Genomic DNA, 18,535 nt, shown 5'->3' with positions numbered 1-18,535 from the left:
GGACTTTGACTCCTCTTGCTCCCCCCTTATAAAGGGGGGCTGGGGGGGATCGAATGGCTCCCCCCTTATAAAGGGGGGTTGGGGGGGATCGAATGGCTCCCCCCTTATAAAGGGGGGCTGGGGGGGATCGATTAAGACGCTTCCACCGGAACATTTTCATTAGCCGACGGCGGCAAGATCATGTCATCTCCTCCATTCAACAACAAGTCATTCTCGCCGTTTTCCTTAGAATGAGCCGCCATCAAACAAGCGACTTCGTGGGGTGACAGATTATCCAAACAGATCATTTGTCGGGTGCCCTCCAAATCGATCATTCGGGACAAATTGGATGAATCCGCCAAAATCGCCGCCGCCTGTTCCAACATCGTCCAATCCGTCCGTTCCACCCAAGACCATTTCAAGCTATAATAATTGATCGGTTTGAGAACCCCGGTTTCGTCCGGTTTCTGACCCGAGTGGCGGACAAATTCGGGGACGAAAATCCCCGTCGCCGGTTCGACTCCCCGGGCTTGAACCGAGGCGACCAAGCGGTTAAAATCGCTCAGGGTTCGACTTTTGATGTACGTCACCATCACCACTCCCTGGGGCAGTTCCCCGGACTCGGCGACGAACCAAATTTGCCCCCACAAGGTGTTTTGGGTTTGCCCCAAATTGCCGAAAAATTTGCTAAACTTGATGATAGTCATGGAGCATTTGGAGCCGTATTCCTCATCTCCGATCGCCCACTTCCCGGACTGGCAATTATTGCGGACGGCGATGGGCATTTCGGGAACGAGAATTTCTTCCTTTTGCTTCGCTCCAAAAACGGTAAACGTAGGTTTTTCTGCTGCTTTAGTCATGGTCTGTTTTGGTTCCTTTCCAAGAGTTTAAAAAATTAGCGAATGGCAGGGACTCGCCTTTCGGGTTCCGGATAGGTCGATAGCGCTTTCTGTCGGGTTTTCAAACCCTTTAAAGTCGCGATCAAACTCTCCAGCATCTCCGTGTGAGCCGCCGTAAAATGAATGCTGAAACCTTCCCCATCCCGCGCACAACCGGGACACACCAGCGAAACCGAACCTTGTTCTTCGTGGGCGGCAATATACAGCCAGTCGCTATCGTCGAGCTTGTAATGGGTATCGGTCCAAGTTCTGAGCATGGGGGTCTGTCCTCCTGTACCTTCCAAGATCGCGCCCGGGAGAGGGACACTACACATTTAGCGTGCGAAGTGCGCCGATCGCGGGTCGAACCGCCATCTGTGGAGTCCGCTAAGTTGAACTTTTATTCAACTAACCCCATTCTAGCGGCTGTTGATTCTATCGTCAAGGTTTGGGTTGAAATTTTCTTCAAACCGGCCTATGATGGGCAACAGGAGGACAATGCCGTGGATGAAACACAAACATTTGGGAAACTGATCCGTCAGGCCCGCAAAGATCGGGGCTACTCGCAGCGACAACTGGCCGCGCTGCTGGAGGTGGACTTCACCTACCTCTCCAAGCTGGAGAACGATCGCGCCGACTATCCCCCCAAAGAGGACGTCATCCGGGGTTTGGCGCGAAATTTGGGCATCGACGAAGAAGAGTTGATCTTCCTCGCCGGCCGCATCCCCCAGCATTACGAACAATTCCTCAAGCAGAACAACCGGGAGTTGACGGCCCTGTTCCGGCGACTCCAGGAAAACCCCAACTTTGCCAAACAGGTGTTCGACGCAGCCAAGGGAGGAGATCAGTGAGCATCCTGAAGCCTTACCGCTTCTACCCCCGCGAATCCATCGAACGGCGGGCGAATCAGATTCTCCAGCGGATGCAGGCCACCCCCAACTTTGCCCCGCAGTGGCCCTTCGAGGCGAGTCTGGTGGCCGATTTTTTAGATCTGGGGGTGGTGTGGGATCACATCCCCCCGGACTCGGAGGGTGCGATCGCCGCCCGGATTTTGCCCGATCAGCGGCTGATCGAGATCAACGAGGAGATCCTGGAAAAGCCGCAGGGGTTCATCGAATCCACCACCGCCCACGAAATCGGCCACTGGATTCTCCACATCAACCACGACGAGGTTGACGGGATTTCTCGCCAGTTGGAACTGGACCTGGGAACCGACGATGCGGCGCCCGCGGCGGAGGAGCCCTTCGTCTGTCGGGCCACCGCCGGCTTTTCCAAAATTGCCTCCATCGAATGGCAGGCCCAATACTTCGCCAGTTGCCTGCTGATGCCGCGCTATATTTTGGAAGAGAAACGGACCGGCCGGGATCTAACCAAGTGGTCGCACCTGTACAAAATCCGGGACGAGTTGGGGGTGAGCATTTCCAATTTGACGAACCGCCTCCAGGAATTCGGCTGGATCAAAATCCCCAAAGGCCAGCGGCAAATTTACCCGGGCCACGCGGCGATCGACGGCCAACAGCGGCTGTTCGGATAGGAGAAAATCTACCTCCGACCGATATCGCCAAGAAACCGGGTTTCTACCCCAGTTTTTCCTTCCTGATGCGATCGCCTTTTAGAAACCCGGTTTCTACCTCAACTTGGGTTGGCGTTGTGTCACGCCACTACTCATCTACTGAGAGAATATAAAATTATGATATGATTCGCGATCGCAACCTTATCATGTCCGAATTTGAACGAATTTTAAATTTTTGGTTTGGCGAACCAACTGATCAGAATTATAGCAAACCCCGAAAGGTTTGGTTTCAGAAAAAGCCGAAATTTGATGCCGAAATGAGGAGCCAATTTTTGCCGGATTACGATCGCGCCGCCCGGGGCGAGTTGAACCATTGGCGGGAACAGCCGGACAGTTGTCTGGCGTTAATTTTACTTTTGGATCAGTTTCCGAGGAATTTGTTTCGGGGGACGCCGAAGGCCTTCGCGACGGACGATCGCGCCCTGGAAACAGCGAAGTATGCGATCGCCCGGGGATTTGATCGCTCCATGATTCCCGTCCAACGGTGGTTCTTTTATTTGCCCTTAGAACACAGCGAAAACCTCAAAGATCAGTATCGGGCTCTGGGGTTATTTCGCCAACTGAGTGGGAACCCGGAGAGTGCTTCGAGCATCGATTATGCGCGGCGCCATTTTGAAGTGATTAAACGGTTCGGACGCTTCCCCCACCGCAACGAAATATTGGGGCGATCGCACACCCCCGAGGAGCGAGAATTTTTGAAACAACCCGGATCTTCCTTTTGATCAGACCGTTCCAATTCCCTATTCCCTATTCCCTATTCCCTATTCCCTATTCCCTATTCCCGACTCAGAAGGGAGCGGTTCGGATCGCGATCGCTGAATTTCGGGCATTTTGAACAATACCCCGGCTACGAACCAATAATAAACCGCCACCGGGTCGGTGTCGAGGGGATACCAGTAGGGGTTGTAACCGATCAGGACGATAAAAACCCAGAAGACGACACCGTAACTCCACAGGTGGCGATCGTCGATTTGATGGTAAGAATTGAACCCCTCCACCGCCAGGGTGGTGACGACCATCAAAAAAGCCAGGACACCGATAGGTCCGACCTCGTAAAGCAATTTAGAATAATAAGTTTCGATCAGCCGCGTCTCCCCCAGAGCCCGGGCCGCATTGGTCGCCCGTCCGAGTCCATTTCCCAACAGACCCCGGTGGCTTTTGATGCTCCACTTGGCCTGTTCCTTGACAAATTCGATGGGGGGAGAAGCCTGCCAGCGGCCGATCAAACTCTCAACCCGGTCTTCGGCGAAGTTGGGAAAGACGGCGAGGCTCGCACCCAAAAAGACCCCCATCGCCACCACGACAATCGCCACCCGCTTCCACCGAGAAATGTGGCTCGTCGCCACCACCAGCAACCCGATCGCCAAAAGCACCCCCAAGAAAGCGGTGCGCTGGCCGCAAAGCACCGCGTTGAGGACAATTAAAGCCAGGGAAAAGATCCCCGACATCCGCCACCAGATGCGGGGGTCCCCCAGGGCCGTGGCGAAACTGAAAAAGCTGCTCGCGATCAGGAACCAGGCCCACTGCCAGGGGGCGACGAACGTGCCGGGGAGGCGGATAAAATTTTCCGGGGGGAAGTAGCCCAGGGCCCCCCCGACCAGGCATTTTCGCTGCAAGTTAGCTTTGAGCAGGAGGTGGTCTTCCAAACCGGTGTTGTCGGGGCAAACCCCGCTGACGACCAGCCAGAATTGGACGATCCCCAAAATGCAGCAAACGATCGCCAGGATGACTTGTAGGCGGGTGAAAAAGTAAAAATCTTTAGTATTGCGGATCAGGTAGTAGCCGCAGGTGATCAGGGGGATATATCCGAGCAGGATTTTCAAGCCGAAAATTCCCATCAACAGGGGCTCTCCGCCGGGGGTGGAGCTCAACTGTTGCGCCCCGTTGACGAAAATCAGCGTCAGGAAGGCGATCGCAACGAGTAAGGCGAGGGGAAATTTGAGGGTTTTCGGGATGATGAGGGGCCGGTTTTGGTGAATCAGCCCCAGGAACAAACCGAGCAGGGCCGGGATGTAAAATAAAAAATCCTTCGCCAGGTGGAAAATGGGGCGGTCGTCCCCGATCCAGTAGATGATCGTCCCGGCGAAGGGCAGGTAAATGAGCAAACCCCACAGTCCTTGGCGGGGATAGCGGAAGGAGAGAGCGGTGCAGAAAAGGGCGAGGACGGTTTTGAAAATGGCGATCGCTCCCGAGCCATTTCCAAACATGACCATCGCCACGACCGCAGCCAAACCGGCGACCCCACCCAGGTAACGGACCGGGGCTGAGTCAGGAGGCAATGGCGATTCTTCCCCCTCTCGATCCGATATGGCGTCCCCATTTTCGGATTCGGGGAGTCGGGCATCGGATTCGAGGAGGTGCCGGAATGGTGGAGGATGATTTCGGGGGTCTGACATTGATGCACGCTACCGTTGTAATTGGGACCCTGACTCGAGTTTTGTAACCCAGATTTTCCGGAGGTGTTGCTGCTGTTGAAATTCAAGCTGGTTGTAGGCGGCGAGGATTTCTTCGTGGGTAAAGTCAATGATGAGGGCCGACAGTTGGTTGCCGGTGTGGCTCCCGATGAGAGCCCACTGTAACGATTCGAGAGCGGCCGGCGTCGGCGAACCGAGGACCTGGGCAGGAGGCTCCGGAGGCGATGCGACGGCTCCGGTTTCAACCCCCCAAAATTGTAAGTCTCGTCGAGTCATCGTTGGCGGGTTCGGAGAGGATTTGCAAATACGATAGCAATCTGAAAAGTCCAATCGTGGGGGCGATCGCTTCGGGAGCGCCTGGGGGGGATCGGGGGTGCGATCGCCCCGGTGACGGCCGGGAATCGCCGCGGAGCGGTTTAAATCAAAGGTTGAACCAAGGGTATGAGAATTCCGATTAATCCGCCCCCGAGGAGGGCAAATAGGGTCAAGGTGCCGATGCCGAACCCCACCATCCGCTTTTCGGCGGCTTGATAGTAGCCCCAGGCGTACAGAACCCGACCGACGATCCACACCGCACCCAAACTCGCACCCCAAACCGGACTGACGAATTCCGAAAACAGCCACAGGGCCGGAAGGAAGATGACGAGTTGCTCCAAGGTATTTTGCTGCACCCGCAAAACTCGTTCAAAATTCGGGTCGCCCGTCATCTGAGGGGGCACCACCTTGTATTTTATTCTAGCCCTACCGACGTTGATCGTCACGATCAAGTACAGCAAAAGCGCGGATGCGGTGACTAAGCTCGGCCAGGGTGACATGGGACGCTCCCTCATCAAAATTTAAACATCTAACATATGTTATAACAGCCCATCCCTCGCCCGCATCGATACATCGACCGCTGCCGTGAGTCCGGGGTTTCGGGGTTCCCCGGCCGGCCGATTTCTTCCGGAGTTGCGATCGCGATCGCTTTGGATGCCACGGAACTGTCACCGGCATTCAATTCGGACAATCACTCGCCACATTCTCAATTATCACGGATATCGGGGAATGGCGTCACGGAAATGCCACCGGAAATCCGGAATACTAAAAGTTGCCAAAAGGTCGGTCAAATCACCCGTTTTCGGAGGAATTTTTGACTTGCTGGCGGGTTCATTTGACCTCATTCCAGATATTTTATGGATAAAAAAGCTCAGATTATGGATTTTTTTAATGGCTTAATTGCCGCAGCTTTTCCCCCTAACAATTCCTGGGATTGCCCGCCAAAATTGGAAGATAAAAAAATGGCAAAAATTGGAGACAAAAAAAATCAAAAAGATGAGTCAATTTTATCCTGCGATAAAAAATCTGAAAATACAGAAAAAAATGGAGCAATTTTTGACCTAAAAAAAGAGCTACAGGATTGCGCCTCAATTTTCTCCATAAAAATCAAAAAATTGTACCGCAAAATTCGCCAGCAAAACCGGAGGATCTATTATCTAGAACAAGAAAATAAAAGACTTCGGCAACTGGCATTTTTGGACGACCTGACCCAACTGGCAAATCGCCGGAAATTTTACCTTTATCTCAAACAACATTGGCGGGGCAGTCTGAACCGACCCACCTCGCTAATTTTGGGAGACGTAGACTTTTTTAAAGCTTACAACGATAACTACGGTCATCTGGCCGGAGACCTTTGCCTGCAACAGATCGCAGAGGCAATTCAAGATGCTTTGAAGGGCCAGAATGAAGCTCAGGAATACCTGGCGGCGCGATACGGGGGGGAGGAATTTGCCATCGTCTTGCCGGATACAGAGTTGAAAGATGCGATCGCGATCGCGGAAAAAATTCGACTCAATATCGTCGCCAAAAAAATCCCCCACGTCGGCTCCGAAATCCGCCCCTGGATCACCCTCAGCGCCGGGGTATCCACCCAGAAACTGGGGCAAGAATTTTCTCCGGAAACCCTGATTTTAGCCGCCGATCGCGCCCTGTATCAGGCCAAAAATAACGGGCGCGATCGCGTCTGTTCCGATACCTGATTTTCGATCAACCCCCCCAAGGTTTTCATCGCCGCCTCCACCTGGGGCGACCACACCAAACCGCAGTTCAAACGGAAACAATTGCGGTAATTTCCCGAAGCCGAAAACATCGACCCCGGGGCGATACTGATCCGGTGCCGGTAGGCTTCATCGTAGAGGGCGATCGCGTCCAAATCCAGGGGCAATTCCACCCACAAAACGTGACCCCCCGTCGGTCGCGTCACCTTCGTTTCTTCCGGAAAATATTCGCAGATCGCCTGGGTCATCCGCAGCACCTGTTCGGCGTAGGATCGGCGCAAATTTCGCAGGTGGCGGTCGTAACCCCCGTTGGCCAGAAAAGCCGCGATCGTCAGTTGATTCGCCGTCGCCGTAACAATATTGGTCGATAGCTTCAGTTGTTCGACTTGATTTTGGTAGCGGCCCGGAACCGCCCACCCCACCCGCAAACCGGGCGAGAGAGTCTTGCTACAGGACGCACAATATAACACCAGTCCCCGCCTGTCGAAGGCCTTGATCGCCTTGGGGCGACTCTCCCCGAACCCGAGTTCCCCGTAAACGTCATCCTCCACCAACGGGATATCGTAGCGTTCCAGAAGCTCCACCAATTCTTTTTTCCTGGCATCATCCATGCAACTTCCCAGGGGATTGCTGAAATTCGACACCACCGCACAAGCCGCCACCTGGCCCCGGCTGAAGGCCTTTTCCAGATCCGGCAGCGAAATCCCGTCCCGGGGGTGGGTGGGGAGTTCGAGCACCTTCAGGTGCAGGGATTCCAGGATTTCCAGCAGGCCGTAATAAGAGGGAGATTCGATCGCCACCGTATCCCCCGGTTTGGTAATCGCCCGCAGGGACAGATACATCGCCTCCGTAGTCCCGTTCACCACCAGAATTTGGTCGGGGGTCACAGAACAACCCGCGTCCATCAGCCGCCTCGCCACTTCGTGCCGCAACGGTTCGCATCCCGGCAGGGCATTGTAAGAGTGGCACAGTTCCGGATTTTGGCGGAGCACCTGCCCCATCAGCCGGTTGAGGGCGTTGATGGGGAACAGTTCCGGGTCCGGGACGGCGGCGCCGAGTTTGATCATGCCCGGTTCCCGCAGGGCCGTGTTGATCCGCACCGCGAAGGACGTATCGACCCGGCAGGCTAACCCCGGCGGGGTGGAGGGGGTGGGTTCCTGGGGGGAAAAGGGCAGGGTTTGGCGGACGTAGTAGCCGGATTGGGGGCGGGCGGCGATCAGTCCCCGATCTTCGAGGAGGCGGTAGGCCTCCAACACCGTGGAGATGCTGACGTTCATCTGGTCGTGCATTTTGCGGACCGACGGAATGCGATCGCCCGGTTGCAGGGTCCTCTCCTCAATCAGGGATTGGATGCGGTTAGCCACCTGTTCGTACAGGTTGACGCCGGGGGACTTTTCGACGGGTCTGACCTTCATCATTTGACCTCGAAATGGGGGGGACGGATACAGTTGCGGCCCTCAAAACCATAACAGTTTTTCTCGCCCCAACTGTTATGGCTACAATTTATCACAACTGCCTCTGTTCTGTTCGGATGAACTGCGACACAATTGAACCGTAGCTTTCAGTTGGTTCACAGGCACCGATGCGGTGTGCTACCCGTCGATCGCACGTCTCCAAAGGCGGGTAAAGGATTCAAAATTTTGAATTGCTAAAACAATCAAACCATTGAAAATCGACTGTCGTTCAAACGCGGAGGGTAAGTCACGATGAAATTGACCGATCGCCCCATCTCAAATCCCATATCCCTGGATGTCAAATCCGCCTTCGATCAGCGGTGGAGTCTGACCGGAAAGGATATCTACAATTTTGCGACTCAGATAACCCGGGGACTGTTTAAATCCCTGGCTGGGGGAAACCAACTCGAAATTTGGCAAAGTCGCGATCGCCAAGGAAATTTACTCTGGAACGTGCGCGATCGCCTTTCCGGACGATCCGCCCAACTGGACTCGGAACAGGAAGTTCGGATTTGGTTGGAGGAACGCTACCATCACTGACGGGTGTAAATTCCCCCGAATTTTCGCTAGAATTGAAACGGATGGGACGGTTTCGATACTCCCTTTCCCGTCCGATTTCAAAAAATATCCAATATAGAAGTCCGCATCTAGGTTAAGAAACATCCGCTCTCTGTGTTTCTCTGTGCCTCTGTGGTTAAAAATTTCCAACCTATTCTCGTAGTGACATCTTATAACAGTCTGATAAATCTCTCAAAAATAATCATTCTTTCCAACAAAAAATAGGAGAAGATCCCATGTTTGCTACTCGACAAAATAAAAATAATAGCCAATTCAAAGAACGTCTAATGTCGGCGATCGCCGAAGCCGCCCGATTCAGTATCTACTACGGCAAATATATCGCCAGCCCCCCGGAAGAACGGCGCAAAATTACCGTCAAACACGGAATTTGACATCCGAAAAAAACGGGGGCGATCGGGGGAATAGGGAATGGGGAATAGGGAATTTTTGACTTTCCCCACCGAGCACACCCCACCGAGCACACCCCCCAGTACAGTACAATCGAGAACGACGATCGCAACTTGGCGAGAGGAGGTTAACGCCAGATGAGTAGCATTTCAACAACTCGGAAACCGGCCGGAAAATATCAATTTTGGGTCGATCGCGGGGGCACCTTCACCGATATCGTCGCCCGCAAACCCGACGGCAGCCTGGTGACACACAAACTCCTCTCCGAAAACCCCCGCCGCTACCCCGATGCTGTCATTGCCGGAATTCGGGAAATCCTCGGCATCGGCCCCGACGACCCCATCCCTGGAAACTGCATCGCCGAAGTCAAAATGGGCACCACCGTCGCCACCAACGCCCTGCTGGAACGAAAAGGCGATCGCACCGTTTTTGTCACCACCCGAGGATTTCGAGATATCCTCAGAATTGGCTACCAGAACCGGCCCGACATCTTCGCCCAGGAAATCGTCCTGCCGGAAATGCTCTACGAAACGGTTATCGAAGCCGACGAGCGCTATAATGCCAGGGGGAAAGAACTGCAACCTCTAGCGATCGCCCCCCTCCAAACCGCCCTGCAACAGGCCTATGATGATGGAATTCGCAGTTGTGCGATCGTCCTCATCCACGGCTACCGCTACCCCCGCCACGAACAGCAAATCGCCGAGCTCGCCGCCCAAATCGGCTTCACCCAAATCTCCACCTCCCACCAAATCAGCCCCCTGATGAAACTCGTCAGCCGGGGCGATACCACCGTCGTCGATGCCTACCTCTCCCCCATTTTGCGCCGCTACATCGATCGCGTCGCCTCCCAGTTATATGGGGAGTCGGGAGTCGGTATTAGGGAGTCGGGGGGAGACACACCCCAACTCATGTTCATGCAATCCAACGGCGGACTCAGCGACGCCCACAACTTTCAAGGGAAAGACAGTATCCTCTCCGGACCGGCGGGAGGCATCGTCGGCGCCGTCCAAACCAGTAAGCGGGCGGGTTTCGATAAAATTATTAGCTTCGACATGGGGGGCACCTCCACCGACGTCGCCCACTACAACGGCGAATACGAACGCCAACTCGAAACCGAAATCGCCGGAGTCCGGATGCGGACCCCCATCCTCTCCATCCACACCGTCGCCGCCGGCGGCGGTTCAATTTTAGTGTTTGATGGTTCCCGCTACCGCGTCGGACCCGAATCCGCCGGTGCCAACCCCGGTCCAGCCTGCTACCGCGTCGGCGGACCCCTAGCCGTAACAGACGCCAACGTAATGTTAGGCAAAATCCGCCCCGAATTTTTCCCCACCGTCTTCGGACCCGACGGAAATTTACCCCTCGACGCCGATATCGTCCGCGAGAAATTCACCCAACTCGCCGCACAAATCCGCCAAGCCACCGGAGACACCCGCCAACCCGAAGACGTAGCCGCCGGATTTATCGCGATCGCCGTCGAAAATATGGCCAACGCCATCAAAAAAATCTCCCTCCAGCGGGGCTACGACGTCTCCGACTACACCCTCTGCTGCTTCGGTGGCGCCGGAGGCCAACACGCCTGCGCGATCGCCGACACATTAGGCATCCAGCGGGTCTTCCTGCACCCCTACGCCGGCGTTCTCTCCGCCTACGGGATGGGGCTCGCCGACATCTGCAACATCCGGGAACGAGCCGTAGAAGCCCCACTGACGGAGGATTTACTTTCCCCCCCCACCCCCAATCATCTGCGAAAATCTGCGAAATCTGTGGATCTCCCATCCATCTTGCAACAATTAGAAACCGAAGCCCGATCCGAACTCGAACCCCCCGAAGATCCCGCCGACATCGTCTTCTGCCGCGTCAACTTAAAATACGAAGGCACCGACTCCACCCTCACCGTCCCCTTTTCCCCCCAAATAGAAGCGATGAAGTCGGCATTTGAAACCGAGCACCGATCGCGGTACGGTTTTGTCAAAACAGAGAAAGCCTTAATCGTCGAATCGGTTTCCGTCGAAGTCGTCCGCCGCATGGAAAATCCCGAAACACCGACGATCTCCCGAACCCGTTCCGAACCCCCCGCAACCATTTCTACCGTCGAGATGTACGCCGCCGGAGAGTGGCGGGAAACCCCCGTCTATCGGCGGGAAGATTTGCAACCGGGCGATCGCATCTCCGGACCGGCTATGATTGTCGAAAATACCGGAACCAATATCATCGAACCAGGTTGGGATGCCCAATTAACCGAACGCAACGATCTGATATTATCGAAAATTTCATCTATTTCTTTACAACACCAAAACCAAATCCCCACGGACAAACCCGATCCGGTGCGGTTGGAAATCTTTAAAAACCTCTATCAATTCATCGCCGAAGAAATGGGAATCACCCTACAAAATACAGCCTCTTCGGTGAATATCAAAGAACGCCTCGACTTTTCCTGTGCCATTTTCGACCAATTCGGACAACTCGTGGCGAACGCCCCCCACATTCCCGTCCATTTGGGTTCGATGGGAGAAAGCGTCCGCAGCCTGATTCGGGCGAAGGGCGAAATTCTCAAACCGGGGGATGTGTATATGTTAAACAATCCCTACGACGGCGGCACCCACCTGCCCGATATTACTGTCATTACCCCCGTTTTCGATACCGCCGAAACCCAGATTTTATTTTATGTCGCCTCTCGCGGACACCACGCCGACATCGGCGGTATTACCCCCGGTTCCATGCCGCCGGACAGCAAAACCGTTGCGGACGAGGGCATTTTGATCGATAATTTCCAATTAGTCGATCGCGGCGAATTTCGGGAAACTGCAGTATTGGAATTGCTGACATCTGGAACCTATCCTGCCCGGAATCCCCAAACCAATATCGCCGATTTGCAGGCACAAATTGCGGCGAACGAGCGCGGCGCGGGAGAATTGCGGCGGATGGTGTCCCAGTACGGGTTAGAAACGGTACAAATTTACATGGGTTTCGTCCAGGATAACGCAGAAGCTTCGGTGCGGCGTGCGATCGATGTGTTGCGGGACGGAACGTTTACCTATCCGATGGATAACGGGGCACAAATTCGGGTGAAAATTACTATCGATCGCGACACCCGCAGTGCTAAAATCGATTTTACCGGAACCTCCCCCCAATTGGACAGTAATTTTAACGCCCCCCAGGCCGTCTGTCAGGCGGCGGTTTTGTACGTTTTCCGCACCTTGGTTAAGGATAATATTCCCCTCAACGCCGGATGTCTGAAACCCCTGGAAATTATCATCCCCGAAGGGTGTATGTTGAACCCGAAACCCCCGGCGGCGGTGGTAGCGGGAAATGTGGAAACCTCCCAGGCGATTGTGGATGCACTGTACGGCGCCCTGGGGGTAATGGCCGCATCTCAGGGGACGATGAATAATTTTACCTTCGGGAGCGATCGCCATCAATACTACGAAACCATCTGCGGGGGTTCCGGCGCCGGTGCGGATTTCGACGGGACGGATGCGGTCCACACCCACATGACCAATTCTCGACTCACCGATCCGGAGGTGCTAGAATGGCGCTATCCGGTCATCGTGGAAGAATTCGGGATTCGTCCCCACAGCGGCGGACGCGGGCGGCACCGGGGCGGAAACGGCATCATTCGCCGGATTCGCTTTTTGGAACCGATGACGGCGGCGGTCCTGTCGGGACATCGGATTATTCCCCCCTTCGGACTCGACGGCGGCGAACCGGGGGCGGTGGGATGCAACACTGTTACCCGCCGAGATGGTATAGTGGAAGAATTGGGAAGTACCGCGATCGCCCAGATGCGGCCCGGAGATCGATTGGCGATCGAAACCCCCGGCGGCGGGGGCTACGGCACGCCGAAATCGCCCTAATTCCTATTGCAGGGTCTTTTCAAAATTAACAGTTGAAATTCAACGCGAGTCGGGCCGGAACTTCGATTCTCTCTTCGAGAGGATGCGGAGTCCGGCAAAACCGTGTCAATGCCGAATTTTAGCCCGTCCCCATTGCATTTGCGATCGCATTGGGATATCCTGACCCCAAACCTCGGATTGAGTCCGAGGTGATAATGCTTTATGGTTGACCGAACGAATCCCGCCCTGTGATCGGGGATGAATTCTCTCTTTTGATTAAAAATAAAAAATAGTTGAAAAATGGTTTCCAGGGAAATTTTTCACAGTTTAAAAATGACCGCGATCGTAGCATTCAAAGGATATGACTGATGGATAATGACACAGAAAAGGAAAAAGAAGAATTTTTATATCCTCGCAGCCGCTATCGGGGCGAATTCACCCCCGAAAATATGGTCTTCAATTCTAACTTACAGGAATTCGCCCACAAAGTCAATTATATTTGCGGGCTGGAAACCAACGGCAAAATTAGCTCTGAGGATGCCTACGGACGCATCAAAAAACTGTGGAAACAGTTGAAGTCATCCAAACATAATCTCAGTATCGGCGAGGATCGCGATCCGGAATAGAAGGAAAGGTAAAGTCTGGAATCGGAAAAATTGCCGAGAAACCGGGTGGGGCGATCGCAAAATCTGATAAACTGATTCCCCACTCCCTACTCCCTACTCCCCAAAATGTCCCACACCGTCACCGTTACCGTCCCCGGAACCACCGCAAATTTAGGCCCCGGCTTCGACTGCATCGGCGCCGCCCTCAGCCTGTACAATATCCTGCGATTTTCTGCCCCGGAAGATACGGAAACCCCAGTTCAAATTACCGTACACGGGACGGAAAGCGATCGCGTCGTGACAGACGATCGCAATTTGGTATATCAAGCATTTGCCAAATTCTACACACACCTGGACAAAACCCCCCCACCCGTCCAGATTGACATCGAACTGGGCGTCCCCCTCGCCCGGGGGTTGGGCAGTTCCGCCACCGCCATCGTCGGCGGGTTGGTGGGGGCGAACGCCTTCGCCGGAAACCCCCTCTCCGAAGCCGAGATCGTCCGATTAGCGATCGCGATGGAGGGGCACCCAGACAACGTAGTTCCCGCCCTCCTGGGGGGCTCTCAGCTATCGGCGACAAATGGCGATAATTGGGAGATCTGCGAAATTCCCTGGCACGAGGCGATCGTCCCCGTCGTCGCCATCCCCGACTTTGAACTCTCCACCGCCGAAGCCCGCCGGGTTCTACCCGAAAAGTATACCCGCGCCGACGCCATTTTCAACACCGCCCACCTGGGGTTGTTATTGCGGGGTTTGGAAACCGGACGGGGGGACTGGCTGCGAGTCGCCATGCAGGACAAAATCCACCAACCCTACCGCAAATCCCTGATCCTGGGCTTCGACGCGGTGCGGAAAGCAGCCCTGGATGCGGGCGCCTACGAATTGGCGATTAGCGGGGCTGGACCGACCCTTCTCGCCCTCACAAATCCCACCAACGCCCCCCGGGTAGCCGAAGCGATGGAGGCGGCTTGGCGGGCCTGTGAAGTGGGTGTGGAGGTGCGATCGCTCCAACTCGACACCGAAGGCGCTGTTTGTGGGGTGTAGGGAATGGGGAATAGGGAATAGGGAGTGGGGAATAAGAAGACAGAGACTTCCTCTGCCCAAAAAAAATCCCCCCCCAACCAACCAGCGGGGAAGGACGCAGCATGAATCCAGGGTGTTTGCTCTCATGATATTGATAGGGAGCGGGCGTGCCGGATTATGCACGCCGTTGAAGATCTCGATCGCCCCCGCCGCGGCGCGATCCGGAAATTGGGGGAAATTTCGGTCACAGGAGTACCAAATCTATCAACGTGTAGAATCCCAGGGCCAACAACAGGATGGCCACCAATTGGGTGAGTTGGAAGTGGGAAGAGGGAAAAATGGCCTCCCGGATCAACATAGACGTCGAAGATCCGATAACGTAGCTCAGACACAGCACCAAATAGGGCCACTGTCCCGTCACGCTCCAAACCATCAACAGGAGCATCGAGAGCATCAACATCACCACTTCAATAAATTGAGGCGGATTGTACCGGGTCGAGTCAACCAGATTTTGCCAGCAGGTTTGCCAAAGTCTCATGGGATCGGGTCGGGAATGTCCAATTAAACTTCAGAATAATCTCTCTTTCCCGATCCGCGCAACGTGACGGAGGGGGAGATCGCCTCAACGGTCCTCGATCTTCGGCCGTCGGGCGTCGAAATCGCGATCGCCCCGCGTCTCCGTCGGGGACTCCCGGTCCATTTCCAACTCATCAAACTCGGTTTCGGTTTCCAGTTGTTCCTCGTATTGTTCGATCCAATCCTGGCCCACCTGGATGGTGACATCGGATTGCAAATATCCCGTACTCTCGACGACCACCTCTCCGAATCCCAAGACTTCGCGGATGGCGTCGGCGCTCTCGATATCCCCATCTTGGGCGACAATTCGGGTCACCTCCAGCGGCTGATTCCAAGGTTTGGTCAGCTTCAGATTCCAAAATCCCTCCGCGTTGAGGGTTGACATCAAACCGTCCACCGCCTCCGCCGCGTCCGTGCTGTCTTGGATGGCGATGCGGAGATCCCGGGGGTCGATATTGTCAAAACTCCAGCGGTTGCGCCCGAAGTCAAAATGTTCCGTCACCATCGCATCCAGGCGGCTGTAGTCGGGCAGCCAATAGCTGGCGTCGTACTCGTCCGGGTTGCTGAACTGGCCCGGGACCATCAGCATTTCCACGTCCCCCGCCTCCATCCCGGCCGCGAAGTTGACCAGGGCCACCAACTCTTCCAAACTCAAATTCGTGTCGATGTGAGATTGGATGATCGAAACCAGTTTCGGCAGGCGGGAGAGAGTCCCCACGTCCAAAGCCTGGTCCATGAAGGCCCGCATCAGCATCTGCTGCCGCTGCACCCGGCCGATATCCCCGAGATTGTCGTAGCGGAACCGCAGAAATTGAAGCACCTGGTCGCCGTCGAGGTGCTGTTCCCCCTCTTTGAGGTTGATGTAGAGGTGCTGGCTGTCGTCCTGGTATTTCATGTCTTTGGGGACGTAAACCGTCACGCCGCCCAGGGCATCGATGAGCTTTTCGACCCCGAGGACGTTGACGCGGACGTAGCGATCGATACCCACGCCCCCCATCAGTTCGCTCACCGTCTTGGCACTCAGGGCCGGCCCGCCCCTGTAGTTGGCATCGTTGATCTTAGCCATGCCCTCGCCTTCCACGAAGGTGCGGGTGTCTCTGGGGATGGACAGGACTTTCAATTTATTGGTGTCGGGGTCAAAACGCAGCAGCAGCATGGTGTCAGAAAGACCCTTGAAGGAATCCACCACCGCGTGGTAGCCGAGGTCTTCCTCCGGTTCTTCTTCCAAGTCGGAGGTGAGCACTTTGATGCCCAAAACCAAGATGTTGACGGGCCGGGTCAACTCGGGCAGTCTCATGTTCACCCTGGCCATTTCGTTTTTGGAAAAGACCGCAGCCTCTTCCGGTGTCAACTTTTGCTGCATCAGGGGGGTCGAAGAAAGGGAAACCGCCAGCAACGCCCCCGCCGTTGCCGAAATCATCGCCACTCCGGTCAAGCCGATCCCCAGCCCCAGCCACCGTCCCGGACTCGATTGAGCCAGTTTTTTCAGGACGGGTTTGGAGTTTTGAGGTTTGACCGGCTTTTGGTTGTTGACGTTATGGGCTGACACAGACTTCCTCACACACAAACAGAGAAATTTAAGCGAATCGCTCTGAAAAATCATAAACGATCAACATCGAGTCTTGAATCCTCGCACCTAAGATAGGTGACGGCCGAGGACTCCTTCGGCGATGCGACTCACTCCGGGCAACCACAGGGGTTGATTTTTCCAGAGGCGGACCATCAATCCGAAGTTGACGATAAAATAGCTGGTCGTCAAAACGCTACTCGTTATCAACACCGGAAGGGTCGAAGTTTCCGTAATGTTCGCGCCACTTTGCAGGAGCAAATTTCCGAACAACCAACCCAACGCCAACGTCACCGCGAGGCGACAGGTCGCCCGATCGCGATCGCTGCCGTCCTGGCGGTAGAGCGCCCACAGAGCTGGAAAAAAACCCAGCACCGGGATTAAATACACAAACTGTCTGAGCGATCGCCGATCCGGATCGCCGTGAAGATCGTTGGACTTCATATCTTATTATTCGCGGTCGGACCTTTCCGATTGCACGGAAACAACCGCCGCGCCTCCGATAGTGGGCTGGCCGGACGACCCGCGATCGCCCCGTCCGATGGGGCGGGCGATCGGATTTTCCGGGTTTCGTCCTCCGATAACCGCTCCCGAACTCGCCGTCCGTCGTCCGTTGGCCTGGGCAAATTCTGATACACTGGATACACAGATCAGATGTTGGAGAACACACTCAACTATGACCACTACCCAAAAATCAGTTGTCATTGCCCCTTCTATATTATCAGCAGATTTCAGCCGCCTCGGAGAAGAAATTCGCGCCGTAGATGAAGCCGGCGCCGATTGGATTCACGTCGATGTGATGGACGGCCGCTTCGTTCCCAATATCACCATCGGTCCGCTGATCGTGGATGCCATCCGCCCGGTCACTCAAAAGCCCCTCGACGTCCACTTGATGATCGTGGAACCGGAAAAATATGTCGAAGATTTCGCCAAGGCCGGCGCCGACATCATCTCCGTCCACGCCGAACACAACGCTTCTCCCCACCTGCACCGGACGCTGACGCTGATCAAGGAATGCGGCAAACAGGCGGGTGTGGTATTGAACCCTGGGACTCCTCTGGACTTGATCGAATACGTCCTCGATGTCTGCGATCTGGTGCTGATCATGAGCGTGAACCCCGGATTTGGCGGGCAGAAGTTCATCCCCAACGTGGTGCCGAAAATTCGCCAGTTGCGCCAGATGTGCGACGATCGCGCTCTGGACCCCTGGATTGAAGTGGATGGCGGCCTGAAGGTTGACAACACCTGGCAAGTTCTCGAAGCCGGCGCTAACGCGATCGTAGCCGGTTCTGCCGTGTTCAAAGCCGACAGCTACGCCGACGCGATCGCCGGAATTCGCAACAGCAAGCGCCCCTCCCCCGAGTTGGCGACGGTTTAAAGATTATCCATTTTTCCGGAAAAGCTGTGGGGGCAGTGCCTCCGTGCCTGCCCTCCTCCACCCGAGTGTCTATGAACCCAAATCTCCGAAGCCACCCGATCAGGTTGCCCCCACGGTTGACCCACATTTCAGGTTGACCTCAATTGCGAAAAGCTGTAGTAGGGGCAGTGCCTCTGTGCCGGCCTGCAAATTTGATCGCTGCCGGCCTGCAAATTTGATCGCTGCCGGCCTGCAAATTTGATCGCTGCCGGCC

19 protein-coding genes are annotated in these 18,535 nt (G+C 55.1%); 10 read left to right on the top strand and 9 right to left on the bottom strand.

The annotated features are described in order from the left end of the window. Nucleotides 1-131: 131 nt before the first annotated feature. Nucleotides 132-839: a hypothetical protein gene (locus AC0QHF_RS03075; protein ID WP_324702716.1), complete on the bottom strand. Its 708-nt coding sequence runs from the start codon at nt 837-839 to the stop codon at nt 132-134. 35 nt (nt 840-874) lie between these two features. Next, the gene (locus AC0QHF_RS03070; RefSeq protein WP_324702715.1) at nt 875-1,135 is read right to left on the bottom strand and encodes a hypothetical protein; all 261 of its coding nucleotides are present in this window, start codon (nt 1,133-1,135) and stop codon (nt 875-877) included. Between the two features lie 225 nt (nt 1,136-1,360). On the opposite strand from AC0QHF_RS03070, the gene AC0QHF_RS03065 reads away from it, so the two are divergent. The 3 genes from AC0QHF_RS03065 (at nt 1,361) to AC0QHF_RS03055 (ending at nt 3,152) form a co-directional block, all read left to right on the top strand. Next, a complete protein-coding gene (locus AC0QHF_RS03065) occupies nt 1,361-1,708 on the top strand; it encodes a helix-turn-helix domain-containing protein (RefSeq protein WP_324702714.1) in 348 nt (115 codons plus the stop codon). Beyond that, nucleotides 1,705-2,391, top strand: coding sequence for an ImmA/IrrE family metallo-endopeptidase (locus AC0QHF_RS03060; RefSeq protein ID WP_324702713.1), 687 nt, complete (start codon nt 1,705-1,707; stop codon nt 2,389-2,391). Before AC0QHF_RS03065 ends, AC0QHF_RS03060 begins: the two co-directional genes overlap by 4 nt. A 161-nt stretch (nt 2,392-2,552) precedes the next feature. Further along, on the top strand, nt 2,553-3,152 hold the full coding sequence (locus AC0QHF_RS03055; protein WP_324702712.1) for a DUF924 family protein: 600 nt from the start codon (nt 2,553-2,555) through the stop codon (nt 3,150-3,152). A 39-nt stretch (nt 3,153-3,191) separates the two neighbouring features. Here AC0QHF_RS03055 and AC0QHF_RS03050 read toward each other — a convergent pair whose 3' ends face one another. From AC0QHF_RS03050 to AC0QHF_RS03040, 3 genes are all read right to left on the bottom strand, one after another. Further along, nucleotides 3,192-4,709, bottom strand: a complete 1,518-nt coding sequence (locus AC0QHF_RS03050; RefSeq protein WP_324702711.1) for a hypothetical protein — start codon at nt 4,707-4,709, stop codon at nt 3,192-3,194. A gap of 126 nt (nt 4,710-4,835) precedes the next feature. Next, nucleotides 4,836-5,120, bottom strand: coding sequence for a hypothetical protein (locus tag AC0QHF_RS03045; RefSeq protein ID WP_324702710.1), 285 nt, complete (start codon nt 5,118-5,120; stop codon nt 4,836-4,838). A gap of 140 nt (nt 5,121-5,260) precedes the next feature. After that, entirely contained in the window at nt 5,261-5,659 is a 399-nt protein-coding gene (locus tag AC0QHF_RS03040) for an MAPEG family protein (protein WP_324702709.1), read from the bottom strand. A gap of 462 nt (nt 5,660-6,121) precedes the next feature. On the opposite strand from AC0QHF_RS03040, the gene AC0QHF_RS03035 reads away from it, so the two are divergent. After that, complete coding sequence (locus AC0QHF_RS03035; protein ID WP_324702708.1) at nt 6,122-6,859, top strand: GGDEF domain-containing protein; 738 nt, start codon at nt 6,122-6,124, stop codon at nt 6,857-6,859. On the opposite strand, the gene AC0QHF_RS03030 is transcribed toward AC0QHF_RS03035, so the two are convergent. Next, on the bottom strand, nt 6,814-8,295 hold the full coding sequence (locus tag AC0QHF_RS03030; RefSeq protein WP_324702707.1) for an aminotransferase-like domain-containing protein: 1,482 nt from the start codon (nt 8,293-8,295) through the stop codon (nt 6,814-6,816). The two genes, AC0QHF_RS03035 and AC0QHF_RS03030, sit on opposite strands and share 46 nt — an antisense overlap. Nucleotides 8,296-8,583: 288 nt before the next feature. Between AC0QHF_RS03030 and AC0QHF_RS03025 the strand changes: the two genes are divergently transcribed. From AC0QHF_RS03025 to thrB, 5 genes are all read left to right on the top strand, one after another. Further along, nucleotides 8,584-8,871, top strand: a complete 288-nt coding sequence (locus AC0QHF_RS03025) for a hypothetical protein (protein WP_324702706.1) — start codon at nt 8,584-8,586, stop codon at nt 8,869-8,871. Between the two features lie 254 nt (nt 8,872-9,125). Beyond that, a complete protein-coding gene (locus tag AC0QHF_RS03020; RefSeq protein WP_324702705.1) occupies nt 9,126-9,281 on the top strand; it encodes a hypothetical protein in 156 nt (51 codons plus the stop codon). Nucleotides 9,282-9,434: 153 nt separating this feature from the next. After that, a complete protein-coding gene (locus tag AC0QHF_RS03015) occupies nt 9,435-13,154 on the top strand; it encodes a hydantoinase B/oxoprolinase family protein (RefSeq protein WP_324702704.1) in 3,720 nt (1,239 codons plus the stop codon). A 347-nt stretch (nt 13,155-13,501) separates the two neighbouring features. Next, nucleotides 13,502-13,759 carry a DUF7219 family protein gene (locus tag AC0QHF_RS03010; RefSeq protein WP_324702703.1) on the top strand — a complete coding sequence of 86 codons (258 nt, stop codon included), beginning with the start codon at nt 13,502-13,504 and terminating at the stop codon, nt 13,757-13,759. 105 nt (nt 13,760-13,864) lie between these two features. Continuing rightward, nucleotides 13,865-14,782 carry a homoserine kinase gene (gene thrB, locus AC0QHF_RS03005; RefSeq protein WP_324702702.1) on the top strand — a complete coding sequence of 306 codons (918 nt, stop codon included), beginning with the start codon at nt 13,865-13,867 and terminating at the stop codon, nt 14,780-14,782. 223 nt (nt 14,783-15,005) lie between these two features. Here thrB and AC0QHF_RS03000 read toward each other — a convergent pair whose 3' ends face one another. The 3 genes from AC0QHF_RS03000 to AC0QHF_RS02990 all read right to left on the bottom strand — a co-directional run bounded on the left by AC0QHF_RS03000 (nt 15,006) and on the right by AC0QHF_RS02990 (nt 17,348). After that, nucleotides 15,006-15,299, bottom strand: coding sequence for a hypothetical protein (locus AC0QHF_RS03000; RefSeq protein ID WP_324702701.1), 294 nt, complete (start codon nt 15,297-15,299; stop codon nt 15,006-15,008). An 84-nt stretch (nt 15,300-15,383) separates the two neighbouring features. After that, nucleotides 15,384-16,886 carry an LCP family protein gene (locus tag AC0QHF_RS02995; RefSeq protein WP_324702700.1) on the bottom strand — a complete coding sequence of 501 codons (1,503 nt, stop codon included), beginning with the start codon at nt 16,884-16,886 and terminating at the stop codon, nt 15,384-15,386. Nucleotides 16,887-16,973: 87 nt separating this feature from the next. After that, the gene (locus tag AC0QHF_RS02990; RefSeq protein ID WP_324702699.1) at nt 16,974-17,348 is read right to left on the bottom strand and encodes a hypothetical protein; all 375 of its coding nucleotides are present in this window, start codon (nt 17,346-17,348) and stop codon (nt 16,974-16,976) included. A gap of 232 nt (nt 17,349-17,580) precedes the next feature. Between AC0QHF_RS02990 and rpe the strand changes: the two genes are divergently transcribed. Continuing rightward, nucleotides 17,581-18,282 (top strand): ribulose-phosphate 3-epimerase, encoded by a 702-nt coding sequence (gene rpe, locus AC0QHF_RS02985; RefSeq protein WP_324702698.1) that lies wholly within the window; start codon nt 17,581-17,583, stop codon nt 18,280-18,282. The last annotated feature ends 253 nt before the right edge of the window (nt 18,283-18,535 follow it).

Source organism: Lyngbya sp. CCY1209, from assembly GCF_055795065.1.
Note: the sequence above shows the minus strand (reverse complement) of the source record. Positions and strands in the feature narration are given on the sequence as shown.

What these genes read in the sequence shown, in the direction of transcription:
- AC0QHF_RS03000 (WP_324702701.1), bottom strand. Translation starts at nt 15,299, where the DNA reads ATGAGACTTTGGCAAACCTGCTGGCAAAATCTGGTTGACTCGACCCGG.
- AC0QHF_RS03070 (WP_324702715.1), bottom strand. Translation starts at nt 1,135, where the DNA reads ATGCTCAGAACTTGGACCGATACCCATTACAAGCTCGACGATAGCGAC.
- AC0QHF_RS03075 (WP_324702716.1), bottom strand. Translation starts at nt 839, where the DNA reads ATGACTAAAGCAGCAGAAAAACCTACGTTTACCGTTTTTGGAGCGAAG.
- AC0QHF_RS03025 (WP_324702706.1), top strand. Translation starts at nt 8,584, where the DNA reads ATGAAATTGACCGATCGCCCCATCTCAAATCCCATATCCCTGGATGTC.
- thrB (WP_324702702.1), top strand. Translation starts at nt 13,865, where the DNA reads ATGTCCCACACCGTCACCGTTACCGTCCCCGGAACCACCGCAAATTTA.
- rpe (WP_324702698.1), top strand. Translation starts at nt 17,581, where the DNA reads ATGACCACTACCCAAAAATCAGTTGTCATTGCCCCTTCTATATTATCA.
- AC0QHF_RS03015 (WP_324702704.1), top strand. Translation starts at nt 9,435, where the DNA reads ATGAGTAGCATTTCAACAACTCGGAAACCGGCCGGAAAATATCAATTT.
- AC0QHF_RS03035 (WP_324702708.1), top strand. Translation starts at nt 6,122, where the DNA reads ATGGCAAAAATTGGAGACAAAAAAAATCAAAAAGATGAGTCAATTTTA.
- AC0QHF_RS03045 (WP_324702710.1), bottom strand. Translation starts at nt 5,120, where the DNA reads ATGACTCGACGAGACTTACAATTTTGGGGGGTTGAAACCGGAGCCGTC.
- AC0QHF_RS03030 (WP_324702707.1), bottom strand. Translation starts at nt 8,295, where the DNA reads ATGATGAAGGTCAGACCCGTCGAAAAGTCCCCCGGCGTCAACCTGTAC.
- AC0QHF_RS02990 (WP_324702699.1), bottom strand. Translation starts at nt 17,348, where the DNA reads ATGAAGTCCAACGATCTTCACGGCGATCCGGATCGGCGATCGCTCAGA.
- AC0QHF_RS03020 (WP_324702705.1), top strand. Translation starts at nt 9,126, where the DNA reads ATGTTTGCTACTCGACAAAATAAAAATAATAGCCAATTCAAAGAACGT.
- AC0QHF_RS03010 (WP_324702703.1), top strand. Translation starts at nt 13,502, where the DNA reads ATGGATAATGACACAGAAAAGGAAAAAGAAGAATTTTTATATCCTCGC.
- AC0QHF_RS03055 (WP_324702712.1), top strand. Translation starts at nt 2,553, where the DNA reads ATGATTCGCGATCGCAACCTTATCATGTCCGAATTTGAACGAATTTTA.
- AC0QHF_RS03040 (WP_324702709.1), bottom strand. Translation starts at nt 5,659, where the DNA reads ATGTCACCCTGGCCGAGCTTAGTCACCGCATCCGCGCTTTTGCTGTAC.